This is a genomic window from Mesorhizobium sp. B2-1-3A, from assembly GCF_006442655.1.
In the GTDB taxonomy this organism is placed as follows: domain Bacteria; phylum Pseudomonadota; class Alphaproteobacteria; order Rhizobiales; family Rhizobiaceae; genus Mesorhizobium.
On record NZ_VFWK01000004.1, the window covers coordinates 353,125 to 371,781 of the forward strand.

Annotated in this window: 15 protein-coding genes and 1 pseudogene; 10 read left to right on the top strand and 6 right to left on the bottom strand. The window is 62.6% G+C overall.

Going from position 1 to position 18,657, the window contains the following annotated elements; translation table 11 throughout:
• Positions 1 to 95 precede the first annotated feature (95 nt).
• A complete protein-coding gene (locus FJ977_RS17395; RefSeq protein ID WP_056576615.1) occupies positions 96 to 1,469 on the top strand; it encodes a 3-deoxy-7-phosphoheptulonate synthase class II in 1,374 nt (457 codons plus the stop codon).
• A gap of 191 nt (positions 1,470 to 1,660) precedes the next feature.
• On the top strand, positions 1,661 to 2,230 hold the full coding sequence (locus FJ977_RS17400; RefSeq protein WP_246683134.1) for a DUF4337 family protein: 570 nt from the start codon (positions 1,661 to 1,663) through the stop codon (positions 2,228 to 2,230).
• Positions 2,231 to 2,295: 65 nt separating this feature from the next.
• Here the strand turns inward: FJ977_RS17400 and FJ977_RS17405 are convergent, their stop codons facing one another.
• On the bottom strand, positions 2,296 to 3,366 hold the full coding sequence (locus tag FJ977_RS17405) for a diguanylate cyclase (protein ID WP_140773317.1): 1,071 nt from the start codon (positions 3,364 to 3,366) through the stop codon (positions 2,296 to 2,298).
• Positions 3,367 to 3,779: 413 nt separating this feature from the next.
• Here FJ977_RS17405 and FJ977_RS17410 point away from each other — a divergent pair, with 413 nt between their 5' ends.
• Positions 3,780 to 4,196, top strand: a complete 417-nt coding sequence (locus tag FJ977_RS17410) for a GFA family protein (protein WP_140773319.1) — start codon at positions 3,780 to 3,782, stop codon at positions 4,194 to 4,196.
• A 78-nt stretch (positions 4,197 to 4,274) separates the two neighbouring features.
• A complete protein-coding gene (locus FJ977_RS17415; protein ID WP_140773321.1) occupies positions 4,275 to 4,634 on the top strand; it encodes a diacylglycerol kinase in 360 nt (119 codons plus the stop codon).
• A 30-nt stretch (positions 4,635 to 4,664) separates the two neighbouring features.
• On the opposite strand, the gene FJ977_RS17420 is transcribed toward FJ977_RS17415, so the two are convergent.
• Positions 4,665 to 5,252 carry a DedA family protein gene (locus FJ977_RS17420; protein WP_140773323.1) on the bottom strand — a complete coding sequence of 196 codons (588 nt, stop codon included), beginning with the start codon at positions 5,250 to 5,252 and terminating at the stop codon, positions 4,665 to 4,667.
• Complete coding sequence (locus FJ977_RS17425; RefSeq protein WP_140773324.1) at positions 5,249 to 5,812, bottom strand: DUF1003 domain-containing protein; 564 nt, start codon at positions 5,810 to 5,812, stop codon at positions 5,249 to 5,251. The genes FJ977_RS17420 and FJ977_RS17425 overlap by 4 nt, the downstream gene beginning before the upstream one ends.
• 86 nt (positions 5,813 to 5,898) lie before the next feature.
• Between FJ977_RS17425 and FJ977_RS17430 the strand changes: the two genes are divergently transcribed.
• The 6 genes and pseudogenes from FJ977_RS17430 to gltX all read left to right on the top strand — a co-directional run bounded on the left by FJ977_RS17430 (position 5,899) and on the right by gltX (position 14,135).
• The gene (locus FJ977_RS17430; protein ID WP_140773326.1) at positions 5,899 to 6,615 is read left to right on the top strand and encodes a DNA-3-methyladenine glycosylase I; all 717 of its coding nucleotides are present in this window, start codon (positions 5,899 to 5,901) and stop codon (positions 6,613 to 6,615) included.
• 108 nt (positions 6,616 to 6,723) lie between these two features.
• Positions 6,724 to 8,400: an NAD+ synthase gene (locus FJ977_RS17435; RefSeq protein WP_140773328.1), complete on the top strand. Its 1,677-nt coding sequence runs from the start codon at positions 6,724 to 6,726 to the stop codon at positions 8,398 to 8,400.
• A 56-nt stretch (positions 8,401 to 8,456) separates the two neighbouring features.
• Positions 8,457 to 8,867 (top strand): GNAT family N-acetyltransferase, encoded by a 411-nt coding sequence (locus FJ977_RS17440; RefSeq protein ID WP_140773330.1) that lies wholly within the window; start codon positions 8,457 to 8,459, stop codon positions 8,865 to 8,867.
• Between the two features lie 392 nt (positions 8,868 to 9,259).
• A pseudogene (locus FJ977_RS17445) lies at positions 9,260 to 11,060 on the top strand (ABC transporter ATP-binding protein).
• Positions 11,061 to 11,424: 364 nt separating this feature from the next.
• Positions 11,425 to 12,603, top strand: coding sequence for a hypothetical protein (locus FJ977_RS17450; RefSeq protein ID WP_140773332.1), 1,179 nt, complete (start codon positions 11,425 to 11,427; stop codon positions 12,601 to 12,603).
• 158 nt (positions 12,604 to 12,761) lie between these two features.
• Entirely contained in the window at positions 12,762 to 14,135 is a 1,374-nt protein-coding gene (gene gltX / locus FJ977_RS17455) for a glutamate--tRNA ligase (RefSeq protein ID WP_140773334.1), read from the top strand.
• On the opposite strand, the gene FJ977_RS17460 is transcribed toward gltX, so the two are convergent.
• From FJ977_RS17460 to FJ977_RS17470, 3 genes are all read right to left on the bottom strand, one after another.
• Complete coding sequence (locus FJ977_RS17460; protein ID WP_140773336.1) at positions 14,053 to 15,255, bottom strand: DUF2865 domain-containing protein; 1,203 nt, start codon at positions 15,253 to 15,255, stop codon at positions 14,053 to 14,055. The genes gltX and FJ977_RS17460 overlap by 83 nt on opposite strands.
• Before the next feature lie 138 nt (positions 15,256 to 15,393).
• Positions 15,394 to 16,074 carry an outer membrane protein gene (locus FJ977_RS17465; RefSeq protein WP_140773338.1) on the bottom strand — a complete coding sequence of 227 codons (681 nt, stop codon included), beginning with the start codon at positions 16,072 to 16,074 and terminating at the stop codon, positions 15,394 to 15,396.
• 192 nt (positions 16,075 to 16,266) lie between these two features.
• The gene (locus FJ977_RS17470) at positions 16,267 to 18,591 is read right to left on the bottom strand and encodes an NADP-dependent malic enzyme (protein ID WP_140773340.1); all 2,325 of its coding nucleotides are present in this window, start codon (positions 18,589 to 18,591) and stop codon (positions 16,267 to 16,269) included.
• Positions 18,592 to 18,657: the final 66 nt, after the last annotated feature.

Sequence of the window (18,657 nt, forward strand, 5' to 3'; positions counted from 1 at the left end):
GAATAGGAAATCGGCTTCGTGTATGGAGCCGCCAACCCATATAGGGGTGGAAATGCGGGCGAGGGTGTTCGCCGGAAAGAGCGTTGGGTGCAGCGATGACGAAATGGTCGCCGAATTCGTGGAGAGCAAAGCCGATCAAGCAGGTTCCTGCCTATCCGGACCTTGCCGCGCTGAAGAACACGGAGGCCCAGCTCGCCACCTTTCCGCCGTTGGTTTTTGCCGGTGAGGCACGCAAGCTGAAGAAGCAGCTCGCCGCGGTCGCAGCCGGCGAAGCCTTCCTGCTCCAGGGTGGCGATTGCGCCGAGAGCTTTGCCGAACATGGCGCCGACAACATCCGCGACTTCTTCCGCGTCTTCCTGCAGATGTCGGTCGTGCTGACTTTTGCCGGCGCACAGCCTGTGGTGAAGGTCGGCCGCGTTGCCGGCCAGTTCGCCAAGCCGCGCTCGTCCGACAATGAAACCAAGGGCGAGGTGACGTTGCCGAGCTATCGCGGCGATATCATCAACGGTATCGAATTCGACCAGAAGTCGCGCATTCCCGATCCCGCCCGCCAGGAAATGGCCTACCGCCAGTCGGCGGCGACGCTCAACCTTCTGCGCGCCTTCGCGCAGGGCGGCTATGCCAGCCTGGAGAACGTGCATCGCTGGATGCTCGGCTTCGTGTCGGACAGCCCGCAGGGCGAGAAATACGAGTCGCTCGCCAACCGCATCACCGAGACGATGGACTTCATGAAGGCCGTCGGCATCACCTCGGAGACCAACTACGCGCTGCGCGAGACCGATTTCTACACCAGCCACGAGGCGCTGCTGCTCGGCTATGAAGAGGCGCTGACCCGCGTCGACTCGACCTCCGGTGACTGGTACGCCACGTCAGGCCATATGATCTGGATCGGCGACCGCACGCGCCAGCCCGACCATGCCCATGTCGAATATTGCCGCGGCATCAAGAACCCGCTCGGCCTGAAATGCGGCCCGTCGCTGACCGCTGACGGCTTGCTGGAACTGATCGACCTGCTCAACCCCGAGAACGAGCCCGGCCGGTTGACCTTGATCGCGCGCTTTGGTTCGGACAAGGTCGCTGATCATCTGCCGAAGCTGGTGCGCGCGGTGCAGAAGGAAGGCCGCAGCGTGGTCTGGTCGTCTGACCCGATGCACGGCAACACCATCGAGGCAGCCGGCTACAAGACGCGGCCGTTCGACCGCATCCTGAAGGAGGTACAGACCTTCTTCGAGGTGCACCGCGCGGAAGGCACGCATCCGGGCGGCATCCATGTCGAGATGACCGGCAAGAACGTCACCGAATGCACCGGTGGCGCGCGCGCCATCACGGCAGAGGAATTGCAGGACCGCTACCACACCCATTGCGACCCGCGCCTCAATGCCGACCAGGCGATCGAACTGGCCTTCCTGGTCTCGGACCTCCTGAAGAAAAGCCATCCGGTGCAGCACAAGCAGGCTGTGAACGGCTGAACGGTCGATCCCGACCGATCGAAACAGGAAGGCGCCGGAGAAATCAGGCGCCTTTTTTCGTGTCGGGCCATGCTTTCGTGGCCATCGTCGTGTCAAACCTTACGAAAATTTATGCCGGCGCGATCACCGCAAAACCAAGATTAAGATGAAGGTTCCCGCCGACAGGATGTTATCCGGCGAGGAATCGGCAAATGACCATGGAAGACTCCACCCAGGAGCATCTCGAGAACGCCGAGCATGCCGAACATGCCGCGCATGAGGGCAATCCCTTTCTGACCACGGTCTCCGTGACCATTGCGGTGCTGGCGGTTCTTGCCGCGACGGTCGGCAGCTTCGAGTCGCTCGAAACCGCCGAGGCGATCAACGACGAGAGCGAGGCGGCCTACCTCCAGAACAAGGCCAGCGATCAGTGGAGCTTCTTCCAGGCAAAGAGTATCAAGAAGAACAGCTATGAGATCGCGGCGGCAATGGGCGGTCCCGCTGCCGGCCAATTCCAGGCCAACGCCAAGCGCAATGAAGCCGACGGCGCGGAGATAGAGGCCAAGGCGACCGAATTTGAAAAGCAGGTCGATGAAAAGCTGCGTGACAGCGACCTGCGGGAACATCGGCACCATGTTCTGACATTTGCCGTGACGCTGCTGCACATCTCGATCGCCGTCGCGACACTTTCCATCATCACCCGTGGCAAGCGCTGGCCGTGGATAGGCTCGCTGGCTCTTGGCGCTCTGGGCGCGATCGCCGCCGGCTTCGCCTATGTTTGATTGCGCTGGCGCTTCGGTCCGACATGGCCCAAGGGCATTCGTCGCGGGCGCAGGGCCGGCCGGGATCAGTCCTTCTTGTAGAGCAGCCAGCTCTTGCCGGCGCGGCCGGCCATGGTGGAATGCTTGGTGACGCGGTTGCGGCCGCTGACCTTGGAGCGGTAGAGCGCACGGTCGGCTTTCGTGTAGAGGTCCTCGGGGCCTTCGGCCTCCGACGCCATGCAGATGCCCATCGACACCGTCACGGTGCCGTAATTCATACCGGTCTGGCTGCTGGTGAACGGCGTCTGTTCGATCAGGGCGCGGATGCGCTCGGCGATCTCGCAGGTGGCGTCTTCGCTGGCGCCCTCGATAATCAGCGCGAACTCCTCGCCACCGGTGCGGGCGACGAACATGCCGCCGCGGATGCTGGTCTGGAAAATGTCGGCGATGATCTGGATGATCTTGTCGCCGACCGGGTGACCATAGCGATCATTGATATCCTTGAACCGATCGATGTCGGCAAGGATCAGGGCATTGAACAGGATGCCCTTGTTGCTGTTGTAGATTCGGGTGATTTCCTTGTCGAAGGCGCGCCGGTTCCAGATATGGGTCAACGGATCGGTGTCGGCGAGCCGCTTGTACTCTTCGAGCTTCGACTTGACGCTCTCGAGTTCGGTCGTCTTGTCGTTGAGCGTCGAGGCGACCTGCCGGCCATGATCAATGGTCGAGTTGGTGGCGATCGACATGGCGTTGGCGATCTTGTGCAGGAGATCCTGCGAAAGCAGGCTTCGGTTACTCAGGCCGCTCGATGTCTCATCGAGAATCCTGCCGTATTTTTCGATGTGGCCGCGCTCGCTCCGCAACAGCGATGCGACTTCCTCGAGCTCCCTGGCGATAACGTCCCGCGCATGCTCGACAATGTCTGGGCCATGGTTATGGGCAAAGAAAGAACGGCCGATCTTGTCCAACTCGTCCTGTGTCGGCCGGTTGCTCAGCGAGAGCACGGCAAGGCTGAGCTCGCGATTGGTGCCGCTCAGGGCCTCGTAGAAGATCTCGTAGTTGCGCGGCAGGCCAAGCACGCCAAGCTGGCGCATCGTGGCGACCACGGCAGATACGATATCGGTGCCTTGTTCGGTTGGGGCGGATGCCGGCTGCATGTCTAATTCACTCGTCCCCTCGGATCCCGACGCGGAATTGCGGGTTCCATTGATCGCCGCCCTGGGGAGCGCTACCCGATAGTCCGAAACATCTTGCGAAGAGACCTGTCCCCACCCACGACCTTCGCTTGGCGTAACCATAAATGCGGCAGCGCTAAAGTTTCCTTAATTTGCACGATTTCCACAAGTTTTCTCTACCTGTGGCTGTAGAAGCGTAAATTTTCGCACCTCCGTCGCGAGACAAGACCCAATTCGGCGCGTTGGATTCGAAATCCGTGCGGCGCGCTGCTGGAAATGAAACTGAATTTCGAAATTAGCCACGCCAATCGATGTCGTATTTGCTTGCGCGCAGTCCCCGCAAAGCTGGAATCCTGGCATTGATGCTGGACGAGGTTTCTTCAAGGGGTGCCAAAATGAGCGACAGTCACCGGGGATCATGCCTGTGCGGAGCGGTCCGCTTCCGGACGCACGGAGCGTTGCGTGGTGTCGTCTACTGTCATTGCTCGCAATGCAGGAAGCAGAGCGGGCATTTCTATGCCGCGACCAATGTTGCCGACGCCGACATCGTCATCGAGGGCGCCGAAAGCATCACCTGGTATGAAGCATCCGCTTTCGCTAGGCGCGGCTTCTGCAAGGCATGCGGTTCGGTGCTTTTCTGGAAGCCGAGGGATCAAGGCTACATTTCGGTCATGGCGGGATCGTTCGACAAGCCGACAGGCCTCAAGGGCGACTGTCATATCTTCGTTGGCGACAAGGGCGACTATTATTCGATCGACGACGGGCTGCCGCAATTTGAAAAGTCGACGCCTTCGATAGCGGTCGCCGAATGAATTTTGGACGAGACGCCTTATTCCCTTGATCGGGCCGTTGCTTTATCTCGTGCCGGTAACTCGGAAAGAGGTTTGGGCATGCAGCGGCTGATCGACGCTTTTTTCAATTCGGTACGGGCGTTTCGCAAGCTGGCTGCCAGCGAGAAGGCTTTCCAGCAGGAATTGCTGCTGTTGCTGCTCGCCTTGCCGGCGGGGTGGTTCGTTTCCGTCTCGTGGCGTGGCTACGCCTTGCTGATCGGGGCGGTGCTGCTCCTGATCATGGTCGAGGTGCTCAACACCGGGATCGAGGCCGCCTGCGATGCGTTCAGCCGCGAGTTCAACGTCGACATCCAGCTGGCCAAGGATTGCGGTTCGCTGGCCGTGCTGATTTCGGTGTTCATCGTCGCCGGCGTCTGGGGCATCGCGCTCATCGAGCGGATCACAGGCTTTCCCATCTGACCTTCCGCCCGACCATGGAGGCTGGCGCCGTCACTGTTCCCGGCGACGCTCGCGCCTGGCGATGTGGCGGGCGACAAGCCAGGCCAGCACGGCCACGGTGAGGCCGATGCCGAGCCCGATCAGCAGTCGTTCGTGGCGCAGCAAGGCCTGGCCAACGAAATGCTCGGCGCCCAGCCCGAAAACGTAGCCAATGGTGCTGAACAGCACCGCCCAGATTATCGATGAGATGGCGTTGAGGATGACGAAGCGGGGGGCTGCTATGGTCGACAGGCCGGCCGCGATGCCGCCGACCAGGCGCATGCCGTAGACATAGCGGTTCGATAGCACGAAGACGTTGGGGTGGGTGTTGAGCAGGCGATAGGCGCGGCGGAAGCCGGGCCGCCTGCGCAGCCTGACGACATGACGGTTGTCTGCGAAACTTCTGCCCAGGATGAAGAAGAAGGTATCGCCGACGAAGGCGCCGAGCGCTGCCGCGACAAAGGCGTGCCAGAGCACGAAAACATGCTGGTGGGCGAAGAAGCCGCCGAGGATCGCGGCACTTTCCCCCTCGGCGACACAGCCGACGAAGACGGCAAGCAGCCCGTACTGTTCGATGAAATGATGGACCGCGTCGGTCATGGGGTCGACTTCTGCTGCGCCAGCCTCTCGTCGATCCGCTTGACCACTTCGGCCAGCCGCACGATCTCGTCGCGCATGCCGATGATCTGGCTGTGGCGCAGTTCATCCAGTTTTTCGTGGAGCGCCATGATCTCGATTTCGGCCTTCAGATTGACCTCGTAGTCGTGGGCGGCATCGATGCGGTCACGTTCGGTCTGGCGGTTCTGCGCCATCATGATAACCGGCGCCTGCAAGGCGGCGACCATCGACAGCACCAGATTGAGGAAGATGAACGGGTAGGGGTCGAAGGCGTCGCGCGTCAACAGCCAGACATTGCCCGCGGTCCACAGGACCAGAAAGGCAAGGAAGCCGAGGATGAAGGACCACGAGCCGCCGATGCGGGCGATGGTGTCGGCAAGCCGGTCGCCAAAGGTCTGGTGGAAAGCAACCGCCTTGTTGGTGTCCCTGGAGATCGTGGTGCGTTCGAGCGTCGATTGCAGCACCCGGCTTTCCAATAGGCTGAGGCCATCCGGGCGTCGCTTGAGCCAGCGGTTCGCCAGGTCGTCGATCGTCTTGTACATGGCAGTCTCCGTCGTCAGTGGAGATAGACGTAGAGGCTGCCGGTCCTCGCGGGAAGTGTTACATTCAAGCCAACAGCGAGGGACCCATGGCAGATTTCAAGAAAATTCGTCTGCGCGCGGCAAAACGCAAGGGCGGCGAGGCTGAGCTTTTGTCGTTGCTGGGGCCGGTGCCCGACAATGCCGCAGTCGCCGACATCCCGGACGATCGCATTCTGTCGACCATGGCCGAGCGAATCTTTGCCGCCGGTTTTGTCTGGCGCGTCATCGAACAGAAATGGCCGGGTTTCGAGGAGGCGTTTCTGCGCTTCGAGCCGAAGCGGCTGTTGTTCCAGCCTGACGATTTCTGGCACGATCTGGCTTCCGACCAGCGCATCGTGCGCAATCCGCAGAAGATCAAATCGGTCCGCGACAACGCCGCCTTCGTCGAACGCGTGTCCAAGGAACATGGCGGCTTTGGCCATTTCCTTGCTGATTGGCCAGCGGATGATCAGGTCGGACTGATGGCCTATCTCGGCAAGCATGGCAGCCGGCTCGGCGGCAATACCGGCCAGTATTTCCTGCGCTGGCTAGGCTGGGACGCCTTCGTCATTTCGGCTGACATGGCGGCCGCGCTTCGTGATGCTGGCCTCGATATCGCCGAAAGCCCGACTTCGAAGAGGGACCTCGACAAGATCCAGGCCCAGATCAATCAATGGGCGGCGGACGCGAGGCTGCCGCGCCGGCACATTTCGCGCATCCTGGCGATGTCGATCGGAGAGAACCATTCGCCGCAGTCGTTGCGCGAATATATGGGCGACGACTGATCGCCGGTCTAGGCGCGAATAACCCCAGGTCATTCGGATCGGCACGGTCTGGGGTGGTCCAAACGAACGCCATTGCTCGGGCAATTCCGCCGCGCTAAGTCAGCAGGCATGACCAAGAAGCCCGACATACTGCGCATCGCGATCGCCCAGCTCAACCCGACAGTCGGCGATGTCGCCGGCAACCTCGCCAAAGCCCGCGAGGCGAGGGCGGATGCCGCGCGCCAGGGCGCCGATCTCGTGCTCTATACCGAGCTTTTCCTCGCCGGTTATCCGCCGGAGGACCTGGTGCTGAAGCCGGCCTTCCTCAAGGCCTGCGAAAAGGCGGCACAGGAGTTCGCCGCCGACACATCGGATGGCGGCCCCGGCGTCATCATTGGCACGCCACTGAAGCGCAAGAGCGGCACGCACAATTCGATCATCGTCGCCGATGGCGGTAAGATCCTGGCCGAACGCTACAAGCTCGACCTGCCGAACTATGGCGAGTTCGACGAAAAGCGCGTCTTCCAGGCCGGGCCGGAACTGCAGGGCCCCGTCAATTTCCGCGGCGTGCGGCTGGGCATCCCGATCTGCGAGGACATCTGGGGCGACGTCGCGGTCTGCGAGACGCTGGCTGAAAGCGGCGCCGAAATCCTGCTGGTGCCGAACGGCTCGCCCTATTATCGCGCCAAGATCGACGTGCGCCATCAGGTCGTCATCAAGCAGGTCATCGAATGCGGCCTGCCGTTGATCTATGCCAACCAGCTCGGCGGCCAGGACGAGCTGATCTTCGACGGTGCCTCCTTCGCCATCGGCGCCGACAAGACATTGGCTTTCCAGATGAGCCAGTTCGAGGACGCCGTCGACGTCACCACGTGGAAGCGCACGGAGGACGGATGGGTCTGCTCGGAAGGGCCGATGTCGAAAATCCCGGAGCGGGAGGAGGCCGACTATCGCGCCTGCATGCTGGGCCTGCGCGACTACGTCAACAAGAATGGCTTCAAGAATGTGGTGCTGGGCCTGTCTGGCGGCATCGATTCGGCGATCTGCGCCGCGCTTGCCGTCGACGCGCTTGGCGAGGAGCGGCTGCGCGCGGTGATGATGCCCTACCGCTACACGTCGAAGGATTCGCTGAAGGATGCCGAGGACTGCGCCCGCGCGCTCGGCTGCCGCTATGACATCGCACCGATCTTCGAGCCCGTCGAAGGCTTCATGCACGCGCTGACGCAGCTTTTCGAAGGCACCAAGGAAGGCATCACCGAGGAAAACCTGCAGAGCCGCGCGCGCGGCACCATCCTGATGGCGATCTCCAACAAGTTCGGCTCGATGGTGGTCACGACAGGCAACAAGAGCGAGATGTCGGTCGGCTACGCCACCCTCTATGGCGACATGAATGGCGGCTTCAACCCGATCAAGGACCTCTACAAGATGCAGGTCTATGCGCTGTCGCGCTGGCGCAACAGCCATGTGCCACCGGGCGCGCTCGGACCGTCTGGCGAGGTCATCCCGAAGAACATCATCGACAAGGCGCCGTCGGCGGAATTGCGGGAAAACCAGACCGACCAGGATTCGCTGCCGCCCTATCCGGTGCTGGACGACATCCTCGAATGCCTGGTCGAAAACGAGATGGGCGTCGACGACATCGTGGCGCGCGGCCATGACCGGGCGACGGTGACGCGCATCGAGCATCTGCTCTATATCGCCGAATACAAGCGCCGGCAGGCCGCACCTGGCGTGAAGATCACCAGGAAGAATTTCGGCCGCGACCGCCGCTATCCCATCACCAACCGTTTCAGGGATCGTGGATAAGGCGCGGTTCGTCCACTGGGCGAAAATGCGCGGGGCCGCGAGGCGAGGACACAGCCATGCAAGACTGTGAGATCAGTTTCGACCTCGCGCGGATCGACTTCCGCGCGACCTCGGACCTGTTGATGACGAGCTACTGGGGCGCCGGACGCAACGACGAATTTCATCGCCGGGCCTTTGCCAATTCGTTCTGCGCCGCCGCTTACATCGATGGCCAACAGGTCGGTTTCGGCAGGGCGATCACCGATCGCACGGTGTTCGCCTATCTCGCCGACATCATCGTCTGGCCCCGGCATCGCGGGCAGGGCATCGGCTTGCGGCTGGTGCGGGGGCTCATCGATCATCCCGAACTCGGCACCGTCTCGCACTGGAGCCTGTCGACCAGCGACGCGCATGGCGTCTATGAGAAACTGGGTTTCAAACCCTCGACGGACGGCCGATACATGCGCCTCGATCGCACGCCCCAATGACGGGCACACGGCGAAAGCTTCCATCCGCCATTGTTGCAAAATAATCTCAGTGCTTGGACCAGATACGCTTTGGTCCGGAGCTGGTCTTGGCGATGCATCGGGCCGTCTCTATAAAGGCCGTTCCGCGATTCTTTGCGGGAGGTCCGAATGGCAGTATTTCACATGGTAATGCGAGGCCGCGAAGCCTAGGTCCCAGCCGGCGCTCCGCGAAGGTCTACTCTTCGCGCCGAAGCAGGATTGGGCACAGGCTTATGCCGATGCCGGTCGCCGCCCTGACAAGGGCGTGATGCCAAAATATGCCAGTCCGCTTCCGGGCAATCATTAGCCCTTTGCGCGGCTTCTTCAATTTTAGACTTTACTGGGATCGGGCTCGTTTGCGCCCGAATGATATCATGGCTCGTCTTAAGATCGATTTGCGCGCGAGCGCGTTTCGCAGCGTTCTTGGTTTCTCGCTCACCCACTGGCGGCGCCAGCCTTGGCGGCTTTCGCTCATCATGGGCGGTTTCCTGCTGTCGACGCTGGCCGACGTCCTGACGCCGCTTTATTCCGGCCGGCTGGTCGACGCCGTCGCCAGCAGCGCCGGTGCGGACGCCATTGCCTGGAATGCCGCGATGACGGCGTTCTCGATTCTGATGGCGCTGGCGCTGACCGGCGTTGTGCTGCGCAACCTTGCGTTCATGGGCATCGTCGAACTGACGCTCAAGATGATGGCCGACATCGCCGCCGATGCCTTCCATCGCGTCCAGCGGTTTTCCACCGACTGGCACGCCAACAGTTTTGCCGGCTCGACCGTGCGCAAGGTGACGCGCGGCATGTGGGCGCTCGACCTGCTCAATGACACCATCCTTATCGCGCTGCTGCCGTCGGTCGTCATGCTTGTCGGCTCGACGCTGCTGCTGGGCTGGTTCTGGCCGCTGATGGGGGCGGTCGTTGCCGCCGGCTCGGTGCTGTTCATCATGGTGACCGCAATGCTGTCGCTTGGCTATGTCGCGCCGGCGGCAAGGCTCGCCAATACGTGGGATACACGCCTGGGCGGTTCGCTGGCCGACGCGGTGAGCTGCAACGCCGTGGTCAAGGGCTTTGGCGCAGAGGAGCGCGAAGAGCGCCGCCTCGCCAGGGTCGTCGCCAAATGGCGAGGACGCACGCGCCGCACCTGGGTGCGCGGCACGGTCAACGGCACCACGCAAGGGGTGCTGCTGCTGGCCATGCGGGCCGCGGTGATCGGCCTGGCGCTGATGCTGTGGTCATGGGGGCAGGCGAGCGCCGGCGACGTCGCCTTCGTGCTGACCTCGTTCTTCGTGCTGCAGGGCTATTTGCGCGATATCGGCACGCATATCCGCAATTTGCAGCGTTCGATCAACGATATGGAGGAACTGGTCGATTTCCAGTCCGAACCGCTCGGCATCGAGGACAGGCCCGGCGCCGGGCCGATCCGGATCACGCAAGGGGCCATCAGCTTCGACCACGTCACCTTTCACTATGGCAATCACCGAACGCCGCTCTATCGCGACTTTTCGGTCGATATCGCACCGGGTGAACGTGTCGGGCTCGTCGGCCACTCGGGGTCGGGCAAGACGACGTTCGTCAAGCTCATCCAGCGGCTCTATGACGTGAATGCGGGCAAGATCCTGATCGACGGCCAGGATATCTCGCAGGTGGCGCAAGCGTCGCTGCGCGGGCAGATCGCCATCGTCCAGCAGGAGCCGATCCTGTTCCACCGGTCGCTCGCCGAAAACATCGCCTATAGCAGGCCGAGCGCGACGCAGGCCGAGATCGAACATGCCGCCAGGCTGGCGAGCGCGCACGACTTCATCGTCAACCTGCCGAAGGGTTACGGCACGCTGGTCGGCGAGCGCGGCGTGAAATTGTCGGGCGGCGAGCGACAGCGTGTGGCGATCGCGCGCGCCTTCCTTGCCGATGCGCGCATCCTGATCCTGGACGAGGCGACATCGAGCCTCGATTCGGAATCGGAGGTGCTGATCCAGCAGGCGATGGAGCGGTTGATGGTCGGCCGCACCACGCTGGTCATCGCGCACCGGCTTTCGACGGTGCGGGCTCTCGTTGCTGGTCTTCGATCGCGGCAACATCGTCGAGGAAGGCTCGCATGACGAACTGATCCGGCTGAAGGGCGGCATCTACCGACGCCTGTTCGAGCGCCAGGCGCTCGAGCTGACCAAGGGACTTGCCATCTGACCTGGGGTGGCCTTCGGCTTCGTTCGGAGGCCACCCCATCAGGCGCTGACAACCGGTCGGGAGTGGCGCGGAGGCACGCAACCGCAGGGCGGAGCCGAACCTGTTGCGAACGCATCGGCGGTGGCTCCCCGTCACCCAGCCTATGCTGGCCGAGCCAATCCGAGACGTGAAGCGATATCCAGGTCCCCTGCGGATCCTGAGCGTGAGACATTTTATTTATGGTGCCGATCGAGATACGTTGTCTCAACTATTGATTGATATTGCTTTTCTCAAAGCAACTCAGGGGAGATCTTCGCGTCTCCTGGGATCCGATTGATCAGCGCAGGGTTTCGCCCTCCGGCAGACGACCTCCGTAGGCCTCACGATGCATCTTGGTTCTGTAAATGCCGGTGTGAAAAGCGTGGCTGCGCCGTCGGTGCTGGAGACGCAGCACGGCACGGTTCGGCCGCTCGCAGCCGAAGACCTCGAGCGTGTCGCCGCACTCTTCCTGACGAAGTTTCGGCGGCGACGTCACCTTCTCGATCGCGCGATCGCGGAGACGGCCGAGTATATGAAAAAGATCTATCTTGAGCCTGCCGGCCAGCCCGGTGAGAGCAGCGCGCTTGTCCAGATCACCCCGCAGGGCCGTCTGGGTGGCTTCCTCGGCGTCCTGAAGGCCCGCTACGAGCTCAACGGGGCGGCATTGAACGCGGCGATCATCGGACCGCTCATGGCCGACCCCGGCACCGATCACGGCTCGGCCGGACCGCAATTGCTGCGTGCCGTGCATCAAGGCGCTTTCGATCTGCACCTGACCGATTCGGCCAACCGGGTGTCCCTGGCCTTCGCGCGCCCGATGAAGTATCAGCTGCTGCCGGTGCATTGTCTGGGATGGACCTGCATTTTCCGGCCGGCCGCGATGGCGGCCGCCGTGGCGCGCGGTAAATGGCCGGGCCTGCCTCGCTTCGCACTCGATCCTTGCGCCAGGGCATTCGACACTTTTACGAGAAAAAGGTTCGAGCCGCCCGCCCAGCATTCCTCGTCACACCGGGTCCATCGCGAGCCGATGGATGCCGCGCAGTTTGCGGAGCGGTTGCCGACGCTGGTGTCCGATTACTCGCTTCGGCCTCGCTGGCAGGATGGCGAGCTGCCACGGCTGCTCGCGCTGGCGGCCGAGAAGCGGGCCGACGGTCCTCTTCATTTCGGCGGGACCTATGACGAAACAGGCAAAATACTCGGCTGCTACGCTTTCTACGGCCAAGCCGGCGGCATCGCGAACCTGCTGCAAATCCAGGCCTCCGGATCTCATTGGGGCGCGACGCTGGATGGCTTGATCGCCGACGCGCGGAATCTGGGCTGCGTGGGCATCGCCGGGCAGACACAAGGCAGGTTCATGCCTCAGCTCTTCGGCTACAAGAATGTCCTCCTCCGCTATGCCGGGGGGACGATGGTCCGCTCGCGGATCGCCGAGGTCACGGAAGCGGTCCGCTCCGGCGACATCTTCATCGGTGGCTTGATGGGCGACCGCTGGACTCGCCTCAGTGCCGACGATTTCGGCCGCTGATCAGCCTCGGCTCGACCGGCGTCGGCTCCGCCCGCCGGCTGCGCTCGAACGTGGCACGCGCCGCCCGGTCTTTTCATTGCGCGCGCCATGTTCTATGTCTGCGGCACAGCGCGGGGGCGCATCTTGTCAATCACAAAGGCATCCGGTACGCCCCATCCATGACAGTTACCGTTCGTTTCGCCCCGTCACCGACCGGCCGCATCCATATAGGCAATGCGCGCACCGCTCTCTTCAACTGGCTGTTTGCCCTGAACAACAAGGGCCGCTTCATCCAGCGCTTCGACGACACCGACATCGCCCGCTCGAAGCAGGAATTCGCCGACGCCATCCTCTACGACCTGCATTGGCTGGGCATTTTCCCGGACGCCACCGAATATCAGTCGCGGCGCTTCGAGATCTACGACGCGGCCGTCGAGCGGCTGAAGGCGGCTGGCGTTCTCTATGCCTGCTACGAAACGCCGGAGGAACTCGATCTCCGGCGAAAAGTGCGCCGCACGCGCGGCCTGCCACCGGTCTATGGCCGCGAGGCCCTGGCGCTGACCAGAGAGCAGGTGGCGGAATACCAGGCCGACGGGCGCCGGCCGCACTGGCGTTTCCTGTTGCCCAATTTCTCAGACGATCCGCAGCAGCCCGAACGCACCGACATCCACTGGAACGATCTGGTGCGCGGCGAGGAAACGGTCGATCTCGCTTCACTCTCGGATCCAGTGCTGGTGCGCGAGGACGGCACCTACCTTTACACGTTGCCGTCCGTCGTCGACGACATCGAGATGGGCATTAGCCACGTCATCCGTGGTGACGACCATGTCACCAATACCGGCGTGCAGATTGTCCTGTTCAAGGCGCTGGGCGCCGAACCGCCGGTTTTCGGTCACCACAATCTTTTGACCACCGTCTCGGGCGAGGGACTGTCGAAGCGCACCGGGGCTCTCTCCATTGAAAGCCTGCGCGAGGACGGCATCGAGCCGATGGCCGTCGCTTCGCTGGCCGTGCTGGTCGGCACCTCGGAGAATGTCGCGGCCGCGCATGACCTGGCCGAACTCGCCGGCCATTTCGACCCGGCCGCGACCTCGAAATCATCGGCCAAGTTCGATCCGGACGAGCTGTTCGTGCTCAACCGCGTTCTACTGCACCACATGCCCTTCGACGAGGCCCGAGACAGGCTGATGGTGCTCGGCATCTCGGGCGACCAGGCCGAACCTTTCTGGTTGGCGGTGCGCGGCAATCTCGACCGGCTCGCCGATGCGGTGGGCTGGTGGCGCATCCTGCGCGAGGGGCCGCAGGAACGGTCCGATTTTTCCACCGACGACCGCGATTTTCTTCATCAGGCCTTCGATGTCCTGCCGGAAGAGCCTTGGAACGGGACAGTCTGGAAGGATTGGACCGGCAAGATCAGGGAAGCGACCGGGCGCAAGGGCAAGGGGCTATTCATGCCGCTAAGACTTGCGCTTACCGGACTGCCTTCGGGGCCGGAGCTTGCAGATTTATTGCCGCTGATGGGTCGGGAAGGAACGTTGGCCCGACGACCCTGACCTTGCGCTGTTCCGGCGGCAAGGCGGACACGGGCGATGTCACCGGCTTGGCGGAAAGCCGCTTGATGGCTTCGCGGTCGAGCCCGCCTTCCATATTGGCCAGGGTTTCCGGGTCGGCGCCCGGATCGGGCTTGGAGGCCGGGACCGGAATGAACGGTGCCGCTTCGGTTTCGGGCTGCGACTGTTGCGGATTTGGCGGGTTGCCGCCAATGATCTGGAAGTTCTGCGCCGCATTGCAGCCGCAAGCCGGTGGGCGCGGCATGTTGGACTGCTTGTAGAGATAGGCGGTCGGCAGTTCGCTATAGGGCTTGCCGGTAACCGATGATGTCATCGCGGCGGAATCGTCGTCCATGCCGCGCGAATAGAAGACCTGCATCTCGGTGCCTGGGCAGCTCGATTCGCAATTCTTCTGGTCGCGCTCGAAATCGCTGACCGAGGCCGCGTTCGACATCGGGAAGAAGTAGCCGTCGCAGGTACGTACGCACATCGTGCGGAACTCGCCGCCGGCGCTCGGGAAATCGGGAACCCCGGGCTGGTTCAAAACCCTGCTGATATTGCGCTCCCCATCGGGATTGTCGGGCTGGTCAAGCGTGTCGCCCTGCTGGCTGTCATTGCCGAAAAGCTGGTTGAACAGGTTCGCGTTGCCGTCCTCTCCACGATCAGCTTCCTGCAGCGGAGCGTGGCGCGGCGCAACCGTGTCGTCTCGGCAGCCATTGGCGTCGAGCGCGGCCAGGATGCGGCCACGGTCGCGACGCGATCCGCCGCCGGCGAGCTGGGCGCGCTTGGCCTGGAGGCTGTCGAGATTGGCGTTCATGCGGTCGATGGTGGCGTTGAGCCCGGCGCATTGGTTGACGTTGCGGGAAAACAGCGAGAATCCGCACCCGGCGCTGTCCGCCTGGCCACGGGCCTTGGAGATCTGTTCGCGCTGCCGGTCGATCGCGGCGTCGTATTTCCGGATCATTGCCGAGCCACCGCCGCCGCCACGCGAAGCCGCGGTAAGATCGGCCTCCAACTGACGACAGACCCGCGAAGCGGCCTGTGGCTCGGAGATGGTGGCGCCGGACAGCAGCAGGCCAAGCAGCATGGCAGCATGCGCTCGCTTCAACCCTGCGCTTATCATCCGCCTCAAATCCCGCTTGCCTGTGGCCGCCAAGCTACCCCATTCGCGGTTAATCGTCTGTTTCGGATGCCGTCCAGCGATTGGCTGAAAGCCGTCAAGTCGCGGGAAGGGATCACGGCAAACCGTTCGCGCTGATTGTCAGAACTTGTAGTTCATGCCGATCTTGACCGTGCTGAACTTGTTGTCGAACTCAGTGTTGCTGCCACCGTAGTCGATGGTCTGGTCTCGCAGATCGACATAAAGATATTCGACATTCGCGGACCAATGATCGGTGAATGCCTGTTCCAGCCCTGCGCCAAGAGTCCAGCCAGTCTTGGTGCCCTTTTCTGAAAAGCTATTTAAGGGTCCGCCAAGATATCGGTTTTCGACGCTTCCGTAAGCCAGGCCACCGGTTCCATAGACCAGGGTACTGTCGAACGCATATCCGGCCCTGGCGCGCAGCGTCCCAAACCAGTCCACCTTGGTGTCGTATGTATCGCCGCGGACGCCGACATTGATTTCGCCCGAGTGTCCCTTGATGTCCGAGCCCGCAATGTCAGCTTCGACGCCGAGAACCAGGGAATTGATCTGGTAGTTATAGCCGACTTGAACGCCACCTAGGAATCCGTCGATGTCGTAGTCCTGGCTTGCTTGAAACGTTGGCGTGTTGGGCGAACTGAAAACCGCGTCGGTTTTTCCAAAACCGTAGCCAATCTGCCCGCCGACATAGACGCCGGACCAATCATGGACGGTTGTGGGCTCGGCACTGATGGCGTCCGCGGCCAGCGCGTGTCCGCCGATCAGCGACAGCAATGCGGATGCGAGCAACAGGCCCTTCACGACGTCCTCGCCGTCAAATGAGATGGATAACCATATCAGGTCGGCTTTCCCGGCGAAATCCGCTTCCGGCCAACGCCGAATTTCCGCAATCGCAAGTTGCTGGTGCGCAACACCTCGGTTTGCAACGAGTTGTCGCCAGGACAGGAGGGTGTGCCCGAAAGACCAGGCCGAGCCGCTGAAGCCGGCTTCGGCCTAGTCCAGATTGGCGACAGCCTGCGCCTTGTGCGCGGCCTCGACCACGGCGAGTGCCGTCATGTTGACGACACCGCGCGACGTGACCGAGGGCGTCAGAATGTGCGCCGGCATATCGGTGCCAAGCAGGATCGGCCCGACATGCAGCGCATCCATCATGGCGCGCAGCGCCGTCAGCGTGATGTTGGCCGAATCGAGGTTCGGGAACACCAGCAGATTGGCTTCGCCCTTAAGCCGCGAATGCGGATAGACGCGCTGGCGCAGATGTTCCGACAAGGCTGAATCGGCATGCATTTCGCCGTCGCACTGAAGTTCCGGCGCGATGCGCGCCAGGATCGCCGCCGCTTGCCGCATTTTCAGCGCGCTTGGCGAATCGCGCGAGCCGAAATCCGAATGCGACAGCAGTGCCGCCTTCGGCTCGATGCCGAAGCGCTGGATTTCCTCGGCCGCCAGTACGGTCATCTCGGCGATCTCCTCGGCCGTCGGGTCGACGGAGACGTGCGTGTCGGTGAGGAAGATGATGCCGCGCTGCGAAATCAGCATCGACAGGGTCGACAGGTCATAGTCCTTGATGCCCGCGCGAGGGCCAATGATGAGGGTTACGTTGCGCAGATGCCGCTCGAAGCGTCCTTCGAGGCCGCAGACCATGGCGTCGGCATCGCCGCGCTTCAGGGCCAGCGCCGCGATCACGGTATTGTCGGTGCGCACCATGGTGCGTGCGGCTTCCGTCGTCACGCCGCGCCGGCCGGCAAGTTCGATCAGCAGGTCGACATAGTGGCGGTAGCGCGGATCGTCCTCCGGGTTGATCAGGCCGAAATCGACGCCCGGCTTGATGCGCAGCCCGTAGCGTTTCAGCCTGACCTCGATGACGTGCGGACGGCCGATCAGGATCGGTTCGGCAATGCCTTCCTCCAGCACCACCTGGGCGGCGCGCAGCACACGCTCATCCTCGCCATCGGCATAGATGACGCGCTTGGCGCTCGATGCCTTGGCGGATGAGAACACCGGCTTCATCACCAGGCCGGAGCGGAAGACGAAACGGTTGAGCTTGTCGATATAGGCGGTGAAATCGGTGATCGGCCGTGTCGCCACACCGGTGTCGCAGGCCGCTTTGGCGACGGCCGGCGCGATGCGCAGGATGAGCCTGGGATCGAAGGGCGAGGGGATCAGGAAATCGGGCCCGAAGATCGGCGTCTCGCCCGAATAGGCGCGTGCGGCGACGTCCGAAGGCTCTTCGCGGGCAAGGGCGGCAATGGCCCGCACGGCGGCCATCTTCATCTCTTCATTGATGGCGCTGGCACCGCAGTCGAGCGCGCCACGAAAGATATAGGGGAAGCACAGGACGTTGTTGACTTGATTGGGAAAATCGGACCGGCCGGTACAGATCATGGCATCGGGTCGTGCAGCGCGCGCCACTTCCGGCATGATCTCGGGATTGGGGTTGGCCAGTGCCAGGATCAGCGGCTTCGGCGCCATGTGCTGCAGCAGTTCCGGTTTCAGCACGCCGGCCGCGGAGAGGCCGAGGAAGACGTCGGCGCCCGGGATGACATCGGCCAGCGTGCGCGCCTCGGTGTCCTTCACATAGGGGTCTTTCCAACGGTCCATCTCGTCGGTTCGGCCCTTGTAGGCGACGCCGAAACGGTCGGTGACCCAGATGTTTTCGATCCGTACGCCGAGCGAGACCAGAAGGTTGAGGCAGGCTAGGGCGGCCGCGCCCGCGCCTGAGGTGACGACCTTGATGTCCGAAATGGTCTTGCCGGCGAATTCCAGACCGTTGAGCACGGCGGCGGCGACGATGATGGCGGTGCCGTGCTGGTCGTCGTGGAACACCGGTATGCTCATGCGGGCTTTCAGCCGCTCCTCGACCTCAAAACACTCCGGCGCCTTGATGTCCTCGAGGTTGATGCCGCCGAAAGTGGGTTCGAGAGCGGCGACGGTCTCCACCATGCGCTCGATCTCGGGGGCGTCGATCTCGATGTCGAAGACATCGATGCCGGCGAATTTCTTGAACAGGACCGCCTTGCCTTCCATCACGGGTTTAGAGGCCAACGGGCCGATATTGCCGAGACCGAGCACCGCCGAACCGTTGGAGACGACGCCGACCAGGTTAGCGCGCGCCGTATAGTCGGCGGCGGTTGCCGGATTGTCGCGGATCTCCAGGCAAGGGGCAGCGACGCCGGGCGAGTAGGCGAGCGCCAGGTCGCGCTGGTTGCCAAGCGGCTTGGTTGCCTGGATTTCGAGCTTTCCCGGTGTCGGGTGCTTGTGGAAGTAGAGGGCGGCTTCGTCGAGGTCCGAACGTGCCGTTTTCTTGTTCTCGCCTTCCATCCGGCCGCTCCCTCGAAACCTGCTTCGAGGCTCCTTTTAGCATGCGGCCAAGGTTTTTCGCGACGC

Coding starts and splice junctions, on each gene's coding strand:
- FJ977_RS17395 (WP_056576615.1), top strand. CDS start 96: ATGACGAAATGGTCGCCGAATTCGTGGAGAGCAAAGCCGATCAAGCAG.
- FJ977_RS17420 (WP_140773323.1), bottom strand. CDS start 5,252: ATGACCGACGCGGTCCATCATTTCATCGAACAGTACGGGCTGCTTGCC.
- FJ977_RS17405 (WP_140773317.1), bottom strand. CDS start 3,366: ATGCAGCCGGCATCCGCCCCAACCGAACAAGGCACCGATATCGTATCT.
- FJ977_RS17450 (WP_140773332.1), top strand. CDS start 11,425: ATGCATCTTGGTTCTGTAAATGCCGGTGTGAAAAGCGTGGCTGCGCCG.
- FJ977_RS17430 (WP_140773326.1), top strand. CDS start 5,899: ATGGCAGATTTCAAGAAAATTCGTCTGCGCGCGGCAAAACGCAAGGGC.
- FJ977_RS17460 (WP_140773336.1), bottom strand. CDS start 15,255: ATGATAAGCGCAGGGTTGAAGCGAGCGCATGCTGCCATGCTGCTTGGC.
- FJ977_RS17435 (WP_140773328.1), top strand. CDS start 6,724: ATGACCAAGAAGCCCGACATACTGCGCATCGCGATCGCCCAGCTCAAC.
- FJ977_RS17415 (WP_140773321.1), top strand. CDS start 4,275: ATGCAGCGGCTGATCGACGCTTTTTTCAATTCGGTACGGGCGTTTCGC.
- FJ977_RS17425 (WP_140773324.1), bottom strand. CDS start 5,812: ATGTACAAGACGATCGACGACCTGGCGAACCGCTGGCTCAAGCGACGC.
- FJ977_RS17410 (WP_140773319.1), top strand. CDS start 3,780: ATGAGCGACAGTCACCGGGGATCATGCCTGTGCGGAGCGGTCCGCTTC.
- gltX (WP_140773334.1), top strand. CDS start 12,762: ATGACAGTTACCGTTCGTTTCGCCCCGTCACCGACCGGCCGCATCCAT.
- FJ977_RS17440 (WP_140773330.1), top strand. CDS start 8,457: ATGCAAGACTGTGAGATCAGTTTCGACCTCGCGCGGATCGACTTCCGC.
- FJ977_RS17400 (WP_246683134.1), top strand. CDS start 1,661: ATGACCATGGAAGACTCCACCCAGGAGCATCTCGAGAACGCCGAGCAT.
- FJ977_RS17470 (WP_140773340.1), bottom strand. CDS start 18,591: ATGGAAGGCGAGAACAAGAAAACGGCACGTTCGGACCTCGACGAAGCC.